This is a genomic window from Janthinobacterium sp. (genome assembly GCF_009923995.1).
In the GTDB taxonomy this organism is placed as follows: domain Bacteria; phylum Pseudomonadota; class Gammaproteobacteria; order Burkholderiales; family Burkholderiaceae_D; genus Janthinobacterium.
This window is the reverse complement of the sequence record NZ_RFSK01000099.1, coordinates 1-12,362: the sequence shown is the minus strand read 5'-3', so window position 1 is coordinate 12,362 and position 12,362 is coordinate 1. Positions and strand designations below refer to the sequence as shown.

Below are 12,362 nucleotides of genomic sequence, written 5' to 3'. Positions count from 1 at the left end.
TATTTTAAATTTAAAATAGTTATGTGCCGCCCACATGCGGCCAGCCCGTCTGCACAGCGCGCGCCTTACCGGGCGCGTCCCTTGTACAGCCGCAATCTGAAACACCCTTTTGGAGACAGCCATGTCCGTGACCACGGAAAACGGCTCCGCAGCGTTCGCTAGAAACGCCGGTGCCGCGCCATCTACGCCCCCCGACACATCCCGCTTGACCACCGTCAGCCTCGACGACAAATACACGGCCACTTCCGGCGCCATCTTCCTGTCCGGCATCCAGGCCCTCGTGCGCCTGCCCATGATGCAGCGCCTGCGCGACCAGGCCGCCGGACTGAACACGGCCGGCTTCATTTCCGGCTACCGCGGTTCGCCCCTGGGCGGCCTCGATGAAAACCTGTGGAAGGCGAAAAAGCAGCTGGAAGCGCACCACGTGCAGTTCGTGCCCGGCGTCAACGAAGACTTGGCCGCCACGGCCGTCTGGGGTTCGCAGCAGGTGGACCTGATCGGCCCGGCCAAGTACGACGGCGTGTTCGCCATGTGGTACGGCAAGGGCCCGGGCGTGGACCGCTGCGGCGATGTCTTCAAGCACATGAACCATGCGGGCACGGCGAAACTGGGCGGCGTGCTGCTGGTGGCCGGAGACGACCATGGCGCGTATTCCTCGACCCTGCCGCACCAGTCCGACCACCTGTTCTCCGCCTCGATGATCCCCGTCCTGTATCCGTGCAACGTGCAGGAATACCTGGACCTGGGCATCCACGGCTGGGCCATGTCGCGCTTTTCCGGCTGCACGGTGGCCTTCAAGGCCCTGGCCGACACGGTCGAATCGTCGGCCTCCATCGATGCCGACCCGTTCCGCGTGGAAGTCAAGATTCCGCAGGACTTCGTCATGCCCGAAGGCGGCCTGAACGCGCGCCTGTCGAGCATTCCGCTGGGCCAGCAGGCGCGCAACCAGGAAGCGCTGATGCAGGACTACAAGATCTATGCGGCCCTGGCCTACGCGCGCGAAAACAAGCTCAACCACACGACCATCGACAGCCCGAACGCCAAGCTGGGCATCATCGCCTCCGGCAAGTCCTACCTGGATGTGCTCGAAGCGCTGGAAGAACTGGGCATCGACGAGCAGATGGCGGCCGACGTGGGTATGCGCCTGTTCAAGGTGGCCATGCCGTGGCCGCTGGAACCGGATAGCGTGCGCGAGTTCGCGCAAGGCCTCGATGAAATCCTCGTGGTGGAAGAAAAACGGCAGATCGTCGAATACCAGCTCAAGGAACAGCTGTACAACTGGCGCGACGACGTGCGCCCCCGTGTCATCGGCAAATTCGATGAAAAAGGCGAATGGGTGGCGCCGCGCGGCGAATGGCTGCTCACGTCCAAGGCGGACTTTTCCGTCTCGCAAGTGGCGCGCGTCATCGCCAGCCGCATCGCGCGCCTGATTTCCGACCCCGTCACCTGCGACCTGATCAAGGCGCGATTGAGCTTCCTCGACGCCAAGGATGCGGTCCTGAAAAAAGCCGTGAACACGCCGTTCCGCCCCGCGTTCTACTGCTCCGGCTGCCCGCACAACACGTCGACCAAGGTGCCGGACGGCAGCCTGGCCCTGGCCGGCATCGGCTGCCACGTGATGGCCACGTCGATCTACCCGGAAATGAACAAGCTGACCACGCACATGGGCGGCGAAGGCGCGCCGTGGATCGGCCAAGCCGCATTTTCCGAACTGCCGCACGTGTTCCAGAACCTGGGCGACGGCACGTATTTCCATTCGGGCTATTTGGCCATCCGCGCCGCGCAGGCCGCCAAGGTCAACATCACCTATAAAATTCTCTACAACGACGCCGTCGCCATGACGGGCGGCCAGCCCGTGGACGGCCTCATCACCGTGCCCATGATGGCGCAGCAGGTGGCGGCCGAAGGCATCGCCCGCATCGCGCTGGTGACGGAAGATTTATCGCGCTACAGCGACCGCTCGAACCTGCCCGCCCACCTGACCTTGCACGACCGCAAGGACATGGATGCCGTGCAGCGCGAATTGCGCGAGGTGCCGGGCGTGTCCGTGCTGATCTACGACCAGACCTGTGCCGCCGAGAAGCGCCGGCGCCGGAAAAAAGGCGAGTATCCGGACGTGGCCAAACGCATGGTCATCAACGACGCCGTCTGCGAAGGCTGCGGCGACTGCGGCGTGCAGTCGAACTGCGTGTCGATCTTGCCGAAGGAAACGGAATTTGGCCGCAAGCGCACCATCGACCAATCCTCGTGCAACAAGGATTACTCGTGCGCCAAGGGCTTTTGCCCCAGCTTCGTCACGGTCGAAGGCGGCAGCCTGAAAAAAACCAAGACGGGCGCCAGTAAAGCGGGCGAGACGGACAACTTCGGCCCCCTGCCGGAGCCCGTGCTGCCCGCTTGCGACGCGCCCTACAATATCCTCATCAACGGCATCGGCGGCACGGGCGTCATCACCGTGGGCGCGCTGATGGGCATGGCGGCCCACCTGGAAGGCAAGGGCGCGTCCGTGCTGGACATGACGGGCATGTCGCAAAAGAACGGTTCCGTCACCTCGCACGTGAAGATCGCCCTGTCTCCCGCGCACATCCGCGCCCAGCGCATCGCCACGGGCGAGGCGGACCTGATTCTGGGCTGCGACATGCTGACGGCCGGCGCGCAGGATGCCGTGTCGAAAATGCGTCCAGGCCGCAGCCTGGCCGTCGTCAACCTGCACGAGCAGCCGCCGGGCACGTTCGCGCAAAATGCCGACTGGCAATATCCGACGGCGGAAGTGCGCCAGCTGATCGAGGAATCCGTGGGCGGCGCGGACGCGGCCGACTTCATCGACGCCACGAAACTGGCCACGGCGCTGATGGGCGATTCCATCGCCGCCAACCTGTTCATGCTCGGCTATGCGTGGCAAAAAGGCCGCATCCCGTTGACGGAAGCGGCCCTGCTGCGCGCCATCGAACTGAACGGCGTGGGCATCGAATCGAACAAGAAAAGCTTCCTGTGGGGCCGCCGCGCCGCCGTCGACGTGCGCAAGGTGACGCAGATCGCCACGCCCACGCAAGCCATCGTCGTGCAGATGCCGCAAAGCCTCGACAGCGTCATCAAGAAGCGCGTGGAGTTCCTCACCGCGTATCAAAATGCCGCGTATGCGGACGGTTACTTGACCCTGGTCAAACAGGTGCGCGACCGCGAGAATACCCTGGGACTGGGCCAGAAACTGTCGATGGCCGTGGCGAAGAACTACTTCAAGTTGCTGGCCTACAAGGACGAGTACGAAGTGGCACGGCTGTACACGGACGGGCGTTTCGTGGAACAGTTGCAGCAGCAGTTCGAGGGCAACTTCTCCGTCAAATTCAACCTGGCGCCGCCGCTGTTGGCCAAGAAGGATGCGAAAGGCCACCTCGTGAAAGCGGAGTTCGGCTCCTGGATGTGGCGCGCCTTCACCCTGCTGGCGAAAGCCAAGGGCTTACGCGGCGGCACCTTCGACGTCTTCGGCTACACGGCCGAACGCAAGATGGAGCGCGCCCTGATCGTCGACTACCGCGAATTGCTGGCCGGCATGCTGGTCAACCTGACGGCGGAGAACCTGGCCACCTGCGTGGAACTGGCCTCCCTGCCCGAGAAAATCCGCGGCTTCGGCCACGTCAAGGAAGCTGCCGTTGCCACATATCGCCAGGACAAGGCAAGATTGCTGGCCGTGCTGGCGCAAGGCAGCAAGAGCGCCGCCTGATATTTTCAGGCGATTTTGCAATACCACCCTGTCAGGCACCTTGCCTGGCAGCGTGGTATTTACTAAGCTGATCCTGCCATTTATTTCACTCGCCTTATCACACCAGAAAAACGACAGACAGAAATTAACCATAAAAATCAGTCACTTACAATCACATGGCAAAACATTGGGTCGTCCAGGCAATAGCGCTGCTGAAATCCAGCCGAGATCCAGTGCCGCATGAGATCAATGAGCTGGACTGGAAGCTGTCGTTGTCCGGCAATAAGGAACGTTTAATCGAACATCTGATTGCCTTCTCTAATTGTCCGCATGGCGGGTATATGGTCTATGGCATCGCGGATGCTGGCGCCGTACTGACGGGAGTTGAGCGAACTCAAGTTGAAGAAACCGTTTTGCAGCTGACCAATCTGGGGCGCGATGCAGTTGAACCGCCTCTTATCCTGGACCATGCGGTGGTCGAATACGACAGCGTGCCTTTGTTATTCATTTACATCCGCGAACAAGCAGACAAGCCCGCACATCGCAGGGGGAAAAGTATTGAAGAAACATGGATCAGGTCCGGTGGCACTAGCCGTAAAGCATCACGATCAGAAGTTGGGGCACTCATGCTCAACAGTCATGCACCCCGCTGGGAAGAATTGCGAACGACATCGCTGCTTTCTAGCGATGAAGTCATCGAACGCCTCGACCTCGCGACCATTTCCAAACTCCTGCAACGCCCCCTTCCCGACGACAGTCACGAGCTGATGCGCTGGCTGGAAGAGGAAAACATGATCATTCTCGATGGGAGCGGCTACTACATTACCCATTTCGGTGGCATCTCAGCCGCACGTGAATTGGAGCAATTCACGCATCTCAGCCGTAAACGTATTCGCGTCATCCGTTATAGCGGTACCAACAAAGTCGATACCATTGACGAAGTTCGCGGTAACAAAGGCTATGCAGTTGGTTTTGAAGGTTTGATCGGCTATCTGCTGCGCGTCTTGCCACATTCGGAAGTGATCCAGCAATCCCTGCGTGAGCAAGTCAGCCTTTATCCTGAAATCGCACTGCGCGAATTAATCGCAAACGCCTTGATTCATCAGGATTTTAACGTCACGGGCGCTGGCCCGACTATAGAAATCTACGACGACCGCATCACCTTCACCAATCCAGGGGCGCTGCTTCCAAGCAAGCGCCTGGACCGCTTGATCGGTACGACGCCAGAGTCACGCAATGAACTGCTGGCATCCAAATTTCGCCAGTATCGGATCTGCGAGGAACGAGGTACGGGATTTCAAAAAGTGGTCTCGGCCGTTGAATTGTTCGGTATGCCGCCCGTCGTCTTCACGCCACTTGAAAACGGCTTTCAAGTCACCTTGTACGCGCCAAGACAATTCGCTGACATGGCGCAAGCCGAGCGCGTGGAAGCTTGCTATCAACATGCCGTACTGCAGTATTTTTCCAGTCAGACATTAACCAACACTACCTTGCGTACCCGCTTCAAGGTCAGCGAGCGCCAGCGCAATCAAATTACCAACCTGATCGCCGATGCCGTCGCGGCAGGACGCATCAAACGCAAGGACAGTACCAGCGGCAATAAATTTGCGGAATACGTCCCGTACTGGGCCTGAACCGACACTATTCCGGGCAGCGCCCCACGGTGGCCCCGGGCAGCAGCACGGGCTGCCAAATTTCCTGCAGCTTTTCCGGCGGCGTGCCGGCCAGCAGGGATTGCAGCATTTCCACCATCTTGGCGCCGGCGCGGCGCAGGTCGGGCTGGTCGATGGTGGTGACGTTGATGCCGATCAAGGTGTCTTCCACATTGCCCCAGACGATGACGGAGATGTCCTTGCCGATCTCGATGCCCGCGTCCATCAGGGCGCGCACGACGCCCACGCCGGACAGATGGTTGTCGACGATGACGGCCGTGGGACGGGGCGAGCAGGCCAGCAGTTGCTGCATGGCCTGGTAGCCGCTGCGGCGGTCGAGGGAATTGTCGAGCAGGTAGCGGGGGTCGGCCTGCAAGCCCGCCTGCGCCATGCAGCGGATAAAGCTTTCCTGGCGCTCCAGCGCGAAATGCAGGTCCAGCGGCGCACTGAGCAGGGCGATGCGCTGGTGGCCGTGGGCCGCCAGGAAGGAGACGGCCAGGTCGATGCCCGTGTCGTTGTCATAGTCAAAATACGCGTACGGCGCCTCGATGCGCGTGCGGCCATTCGCGACAAAGGGAAAACCCACCTTCGTCAGGTAGGCGATGCGCTCGTCGATCACCTTGGTGCGGCCCACCACGAGGCCGTCCACCTGGCGCCCGCGCACCATGTTTTCATACGACGGCTGCTCGTTCTGCGGCGACACGGGGGCGATGATCAGGCTCATCTTCGACGCTTCCACGGCATCGGACATGCCATTCACCACGGAAAGGAAGACGCTGTCGCCCAGGTCGCTGGGCAGCAGCGGGTAGATCATGCCGAGGACGTTGGTGCGGCCGACGGCCAGGCTGCGCGCCAGCGGGTTGGGCCGGTAGCCGACTTTCTTGGCGGCGGCCAGGACGATTTCACGGGTGCGGGAATTGACTTCCGGATAGCCGTTCAACGCCCTGCTGACTGTCGTTTTCGACATGCCGAGGGCAATTGCGAGGCTCTTGAGATTCATGTGTTAACTACCTGTCTGTATGGCAAAAGAAACCAACTCTGACCGTCAATTATAGCCCAGAGCGCCAAACAAGCCCTGCAATACCGCGCATCAACATGGTAGAAAAACAACAATACATTTGCTGCATAAAATACACTGTGTGCCGGCAGCCCAGGCCGGCGGCGCTCCGCCAGGGCTGACCACGCATATCAGACTGGCAATGCTCTCCCTGGAAGCGGGCGCTTACTTTCATGCAGCGCTTCGGCCACCGCCACGCTGGCGGCGGCACGCGTGGCCCGCACGATAAGATTATCAAGAAAACATAATTTACTGGAACTGTGCGAGAATTTGTCCTACTCTTGATTCAGGTAAAGATTACCTGCTGGCATGTCGCGTAGGGCATTGGCCCCGGCAGCAGCACACCGGCCTGCGTTCCTCCCCGTCTGCGCACGCTTGGACCTACTTCCAAAGGTGAACAATGTGGTTACGCTAACGTCCGTCAATCAGTTGCAGGCATCGCTGGCCTCGGCGCAGCGCAGGGTCGAACAGGGCCAGAACCAGGTGCAGCGCGACAGCGAACAGCTGGCGCAAAGCCGCCAGTTGCTGGCGCGGGAACAGGAAACCCTGAGCCAGACCCAGCGCAGCAGCCAGCAAGCCCAGGCCGAGGCGCCCGCCGCCGTCAAGGCACCACAGCTGGACCAGGCCATCAAGGTAGCCGTGCCGCAGCAAGCCATCCCCGCCGCGCCGAAGAGCGCGCCACAGCTGAACAGCTATGGCCAGACCCTGGGCCGCCTGATCGACGTGACGGCGTAAATTAGCGAAGCATTTCCTCTTCCAGCATCGCCAGCCACCATTTTTCGCCCTTCTTCGGCTGCGCCAGGTCGACCGCCTCGCCCATCTGCGGCGTGGCCAGGTTGACGCCCTGCTTCGCCGCCAGGCCAGTGATGCGGTCGAACGGTTCATGCCAGGCATGTAAACCCAGGTCGAAGGTGCCGTTATGCACGGGCATGAGCCACTTGCCGCGCAAGTCCAGGTGGGCTTGCAGGGTTTCTTCCGGCTGCATGTGCACGTCCGGCCACAGCTTGTCGTAGGCGCCCGTCTCGATCATGGTCACGTCGAAGGGACCGTACTTGTCGCCGATCTGTTTGAAACCGTCGAAATAGCCGGAGTCGCCGCTGAAAAACACGCGCACGTCCGGCGCATCGATGACCCATGACGCCCACAGGGTTTGATTGCCGTCAAACAGGCCCCGTCCCGAGAAATGCTGCGAGGGCGTGGCCACCAGTTTCACGCCGGCAATCGTCGTGCCCTGCCACCAGTCGAACTGCTGCACCTTGGCGGCCGGCACGCCCCATGCGACCAGGGTGTCGCCCACGCCCAACGGCGTCACGAAATGTTCCGTCTTGGCGGCCAGCTGCAGCACGGCGGCATGGTCGAGGTGATCGTAATGGTCGTGCGACAGGATGATGGCCTTGATCGGTGGCAAGTCCTCGATGCTGATGGGGGGCTGGTGGAAACGCTTCGGTCCTGCCCACTGCACGGGCGAGGCGCGCTCGGAAAAGACGGGGTCCGTCAGGAAGAATGCGTTGTTCAGCTTCAGCAGCAGGGTCGAATGGCCGAGGCGGAACAGGCTGTTGTCGGGCGCGGCCAGCAGCTGCGCCCGGGTCAGGGCTTGCACGGGCACGGCCGCGGCGGGCACGGTGCTGTCGGGCTTGTCAAAGAAAAAAGTCCACATCAGCTTGAGCGTTGCTGCCGTGCCCAGCTTGTGCATCTGCACGGGATTGCGGAACTTGCCTTCGTGGCGTTGTAAAGATTCAACAGGCGCCGCAGGCTCGGCGCGCAAGGTGCAAGAACTCATGATGATCAGGACTCCCAGGGATAAGAGACGACGTACGACTCGATGCAAGTACATATGCGGCCCGGACAATAAAACACAAGGATTAAATTACACTACACAGTGTAGTTCCAATTTCAAGCAAAGTAAACCAACAGGTGTAAAATATTGTTTTCAAAGGAGATTTTCAGCCATGGCTTCACCGCAACGCCTCACCGACCGCAAGCGCGTCGCCATCGTCGATGCCGCCATCGCCGAGTTTCGCGAGCACGGTTTTGATGCGACCAGCATGGACAAGATCGCCGCCACGGCGGCCGTTTCCAAGCGCACGGTGTACAACCATTTCCCCAGCAAGGACGAGCTGTTCGCGGAAATCCTCCAGCGCATGTGGGAAAGCAGCATGGCCCAGCCTGCCGTACCCTATGTTGCCGACCAGCCCCTGCGCCCGCAGGTGCTGGCCCTCGTCGAACAGAAGATGGACTTGCTGTGCGACCCGGCCTTCATCGACCTGGCGCGCGTCATCTTTGGCGAAACCATCCACTCGCCCGCGCGCGCGCAAGCGATGGTGACGCGCCTGAATGAAAAGGAAACGGGTCTGAATATCTGGATCCGCGCGGCGCAGCAGGACGGGCGCATCAAGGCGGGCGAGACGCTGGAAGTGGCGAACCTGCTGATGTCGCCTTTGAAAACCTTTGCCTTCTGGCCGCAGATCACCCTGGGCGAGCCACTGCTGGGCCCGGCGCGCCGGCAGGAAGTGGCGGCGCTGGCCGTCGATATCTTCCTGTGCTACTACGGCGTGGCAAAACAGACGGCATAAACGGGCGGCAAGTGGGCGGACAAGGTCTGCCAGTGCTCGCCCCCATCACCGGAATACCAGGCGCCACCCGTCGTCGAGGCCATCAATAAACTGCGCCCGTCGCCGGCCAGCGCCAGCCCGTGGCGGTAGACGAGGTCGTAGCAATGCTGCTGCGGCAGACCGTCGCGCAAGACGTCGAAGGTTTCCCCCCCATCGCGCGTGCGCGTCACGGCCAGCGCCCCATCGCGCGGGATGCGCAGCGCGTCCGCCTGCGCCGGCACGAACCAGGCCGTGTCGCCATCGCGCGGATGCACGGCCACGGCAAAGCCGAAATGCGACAGCGGCGCCGTCGTCACTTCCTGCCAGTGCCAGCCCCCGTCGCGCGAGCGCCAGATGCCGTTATGGTGCTGGCACCACAGCGCGTCCGGCGCGCCGGCGCAGCGCACGATGCGGTGCGGGTCTTGCACGGCCTCGTTTTCATCGAGCTCGGGCGGCATGTAGTCGGCGCGCATGCCCGTCGCGCTCAAGGCCCAGCTGGCGCCGCCGTCCAGCGTTTGCCACACGCCGCCGCAGGACACGCCCACCAGCACCTTGCTGCTGTCGCGCGGGTCGACGCAGATGCTGTGGATGCCGGGCACGTCGTAGCCGCCGCCAAACCACTGCGCCCGCTGCGGCACGTTCCACAGCGATTCCACCAGCTGCCAGCTGTCGCCGCGGTCGCTGGAGCGGAACAGGCCGCCAGGCAGGGTGCCCGCCCACAGGACGCCGGGCTGGTCCGCGCCGCCGGCCGCCAGCGACCACACCTGCCGCACCGTCCAGTCCGTGGCATCCGCGCTGTCTTCCGGCTTGGCCGGGTAGGCGGGCACGGCGATCTCTTGCCATTGTCCGCCCGCATCGCGCCGGTGCAGCTTGGCGCCGAAGTGCCCCAGGTTCAAGGCCGCATACAGGGCGCCGTCGCGGCCGTCGTGCAGCAGCATGGACACGGGGTCGCCCGCAAACTGCACCAGCGCCAGCTGCCAGGCGCCGTCATCGGCCACGTCGACTTGAAACAGGCCCTTGCGGGTGCCCAGATACGCGCGTTGCGCCATGCCTGCTCCCATGCTTAACCTCCTGAAAGTGCCTGCAAGACATAGACTTGACTGTCGGGCCGCAGGGCGTCGTCCAGCATGCGGCGCTCGCGGCAGCGGGCGCCGTCGATGAAGATCACCACGTTGGCGCGCAGGGCGCCCTGCTCGTCGAGCACATAGCCGCGCAGCCGCGGATGCCGGGCAAACGCGGCATCGAGGGCGGCGCGCAGGCAGGGCGCCGCCACGTCCACGCTGGGGACGTCGAGGAAGCGTGCCAGTTGCCGGGTGAAATGCAGGTGCGCCATGATCCCTTCGACGTCATCGGCCTGCACTCATTCTAGTCCGCTTTGCGGACGATACAATGGCGCATGGCCTAAAATAGGGCCGAGCACACATGGAGGCCAGGCATGACGATTACCCCGGAACAACTAGCGGTGCTGATGCAGGAAGTGGAAGTGGCCGATCCCATCGACTTTGCCGACCTGCCCTTCAACGAGCAGGAATTGCGCGGCCTGATCGCCAACCACCTGTGCGAGATGGCCGACGCCATGGAAAGTTTCAGCCCGGAAGACCGCAACCTGGCCCTGCTGGCCGTGGCGGCCAAGCTGGTGCTGGAAAACCTCGTGCTGCACGTGCAGCTGCTGCGCCGCCACGGCTTGCCCGTGGGCGACAGCGTGGAGGCGCTGCTGCAGCGGCTGCGGGGCGGCAGCCAGCCCTAGCGGGCCACCGCGCGGCGCCTACTGGAGATTGATGGCCGTCAAGTACGCCAGCTTGTAGCTGCCATCAACATAGCTGCGGATATACAGCACGCCATTGCGCGACAGCGACAGCATGCCGCCCAGGCGGTAGCTCCACACGGCCTTATGGCTGTTCAAGTCCACCGCATGCGTGCCATCCACGCCGGCGACGAACAGCACATTGTTGGTGACGATCAGGTTGCCGCCAAAACCGCTTTCTTCCACGTCTGCCAGCGGCCAGGTCCACAGCACGGCGCCATCCTGCAGGCTGCGCGCTTCCAGTACCTTGCCGCTGTCATTGCCCACGTACGCGATGCCATTGGCCACCACGGGCTGCGTGGTAAATTTCCCGTTGACCGTCCAGCGCACGCTGCGCTTGCCCGCATCGACCAGGGTCAGGCTGTTGTCAGCCGCCTTGCCCGCCTCGGGCAATTGATTGATCAGCAACACGGTATTCTCATCGACCAGCACCGGCACCTGGCGCAGCGTGTATTTGCTCAGGCTGCCCGCTCCCTGGCCCGGCACGGCCACGCTGAAGCGCAGCGTGCCATCGGCGCGCTCGTATGCCGCCAGCTTGCCCGCCACGTTGGCGTAGACCGTCGAGGCATTCACCGCCGGCGCCCACTCGCTGGCGTAAGCGAGCACGGGCGAGCGCAAACTGCTGGACCAGCGGTTCGCCCCCGTCGTCGCATCGAGGCTGATGACATCATTATTGCCGCCCACGTAGGCATAGCCTTCAAACAGGGTCGGCGGCGTATGGCGCGACAGCTCCGTCAGCAAGCCATTGCTGTTCGCCTGCTTGACCGCGGCCAGCTTGGCGCCGCTGATGGCGTCATAGGCATAGGCTGTTTGCGTATCCATCATGACGATGCGGTTGCCCGACACGCCAGGGGCGCCAAGACCGCTCGGATGCCGTTGTTCCGACGTCCAGGCGATACTGCCGTCGTGCTCGGACAACGCCGTCAATCTGTTGACAGAGATAAACTTACTCGTGCCGTCAGCGGGATCATCCACGGAGTCTTCCAGCGACAGGTACACGAGGCCATTGGCGGCCACCACGGGACTGGCCCGGGTGTACAGGGTGGCGGCGCCATCTTGCCAGGTCCAGCGGCGCGTAAATCTGGCCGCGTCCAGGGTCACGGGCACCTGCCCCGTATGCGCCGCGTTGCCATTGCTGCCTTGCCAGTCGCCAGCGCCCGGCAAGGCTTGCAAAGCGCTCAGCTTGCCTTTCATGCCGGCTACGCTCACGCTATAGCTGGCCGTGCGGGGCTGGTAGTTGGGCGTGCCCGGAAAAGGGCTGACGAAGACGGAAAAGTCGACCGTGCCCGAATACGTTCCTTCCGGCAAACCTGACTTGACGCTGAAGACCATCACCCAGGAACCGTCGGCCTGCTTGACGGGTTTCACCTTGTCGAAAATCTTGCTGGCGCCCGCCGGCTTTTCCTCCCACAGCGGACGCTGGTCGGTCACGTCGGCAGACAGCATCACGTTGGCCTGCATCTTGTTGCAGGTTTCGCCGGGCTGCTGCTGGCAGGTCAGGCTCACCTGCGACAGCGTCATCGCCTGGCGGGGAGACTCGCCCCCGCCACCGCACCCGGCC

General features: G+C 62.6%; 10 protein-coding genes. 5 read left to right on the top strand and 5 right to left on the bottom strand.

The genetic code is table 11. The features are described from left to right. The first annotated feature begins 121 nt into the window (after positions 1-121). Positions 122-3,718, top strand: a complete 3,597-nt coding sequence (locus EBS11_RS26980; protein ID WP_290608345.1) for an indolepyruvate ferredoxin oxidoreductase family protein — start codon at positions 122-124, stop codon at positions 3,716-3,718. Between the two features lie 155 nt (positions 3,719-3,873). Then, entirely contained in the window at positions 3,874-5,331 is a 1,458-nt protein-coding gene (locus EBS11_RS26975) for an ATP-binding protein (protein WP_290608343.1), read from the top strand. A gap of 7 nt (positions 5,332-5,338) precedes the next feature. On the opposite strand, the gene EBS11_RS26970 is transcribed toward EBS11_RS26975, so the two are convergent. Next, positions 5,339-6,349, bottom strand: a complete 1,011-nt coding sequence (locus tag EBS11_RS26970) for a substrate-binding domain-containing protein (protein ID WP_290608341.1) — start codon at positions 6,347-6,349, stop codon at positions 5,339-5,341. Positions 6,350-6,808: 459 nt separating this feature from the next. Here EBS11_RS26970 and EBS11_RS26965 point away from each other — a divergent pair, with 459 nt between their 5' ends. Further along, on the top strand, positions 6,809-7,141 hold the full coding sequence (locus EBS11_RS26965; RefSeq protein ID WP_290608339.1) for a hypothetical protein: 333 nt from the start codon (positions 6,809-6,811) through the stop codon (positions 7,139-7,141). A 1-nt stretch (position 7,142) separates the two neighbouring features. On the opposite strand, the gene EBS11_RS26960 is transcribed toward EBS11_RS26965, so the two are convergent. Continuing rightward, positions 7,143-8,186, bottom strand: coding sequence for an MBL fold metallo-hydrolase (locus tag EBS11_RS26960; RefSeq protein WP_290608337.1), 1,044 nt, complete (start codon positions 8,184-8,186; stop codon positions 7,143-7,145). Positions 8,187-8,355: 169 nt separating this feature from the next. Here EBS11_RS26960 and EBS11_RS26955 point away from each other — a divergent pair, with 169 nt between their 5' ends. Next, a complete protein-coding gene (locus EBS11_RS26955) occupies positions 8,356-8,979 on the top strand; it encodes a TetR/AcrR family transcriptional regulator (RefSeq protein ID WP_290608335.1) in 624 nt (207 codons plus the stop codon). On the opposite strand, the gene EBS11_RS26950 is transcribed toward EBS11_RS26955, so the two are convergent. Then, on the bottom strand, positions 8,952-10,046 hold the full coding sequence (locus EBS11_RS26950; protein WP_290608333.1) for an exo-alpha-sialidase: 1,095 nt from the start codon (positions 10,044-10,046) through the stop codon (positions 8,952-8,954). The genes EBS11_RS26955 and EBS11_RS26950 overlap by 28 nt on opposite strands. A 14-nt stretch (positions 10,047-10,060) precedes the next feature. Then, positions 10,061-10,330, bottom strand: coding sequence for a MoaD/ThiS family protein (locus EBS11_RS26945; RefSeq protein ID WP_290608331.1), 270 nt, complete (start codon positions 10,328-10,330; stop codon positions 10,061-10,063). A 102-nt stretch (positions 10,331-10,432) separates the two neighbouring features. On the opposite strand from EBS11_RS26945, the gene EBS11_RS26940 reads away from it, so the two are divergent. Then, positions 10,433-10,744 carry a hypothetical protein gene (locus tag EBS11_RS26940; protein ID WP_290608329.1) on the top strand — a complete coding sequence of 104 codons (312 nt, stop codon included), beginning with the start codon at positions 10,433-10,435 and terminating at the stop codon, positions 10,742-10,744. Positions 10,745-10,762: 18 nt separating this feature from the next. Here the strand turns inward: EBS11_RS26940 and EBS11_RS26935 are convergent. Further along, on the bottom strand, positions 10,763-12,362 hold a 1,600-nt coding region (locus EBS11_RS26935; RefSeq protein WP_290608327.1), incomplete at its 5' end, for a PQQ-binding-like beta-propeller repeat protein.

What these genes read in the sequence shown, in the direction of transcription:
- EBS11_RS26945 (WP_290608331.1), bottom strand. Translation starts at nt 10,330, where the DNA reads ATGGCGCACCTGCATTTCACCCGGCAACTGGCACGCTTCCTCGACGTC.
- EBS11_RS26960 (WP_290608337.1), bottom strand. Translation starts at nt 8,186, where the DNA reads ATGAGTTCTTGCACCTTGCGCGCCGAGCCTGCGGCGCCTGTTGAATCT.
- EBS11_RS26940 (WP_290608329.1), top strand. Translation starts at nt 10,433, where the DNA reads ATGACGATTACCCCGGAACAACTAGCGGTGCTGATGCAGGAAGTGGAA.
- EBS11_RS26980 (WP_290608345.1), top strand. Translation starts at nt 122, where the DNA reads ATGTCCGTGACCACGGAAAACGGCTCCGCAGCGTTCGCTAGAAACGCC.
- EBS11_RS26950 (WP_290608333.1), bottom strand. Translation starts at nt 10,046, where the DNA reads ATGGCGCAACGCGCGTATCTGGGCACCCGCAAGGGCCTGTTTCAAGTC.
- EBS11_RS26975 (WP_290608343.1), top strand. Translation starts at nt 3,874, where the DNA reads ATGGCAAAACATTGGGTCGTCCAGGCAATAGCGCTGCTGAAATCCAGC.
- EBS11_RS26970 (WP_290608341.1), bottom strand. Translation starts at nt 6,349, where the DNA reads ATGAATCTCAAGAGCCTCGCAATTGCCCTCGGCATGTCGAAAACGACA.
- EBS11_RS26955 (WP_290608335.1), top strand. Translation starts at nt 8,356, where the DNA reads ATGGCTTCACCGCAACGCCTCACCGACCGCAAGCGCGTCGCCATCGTC.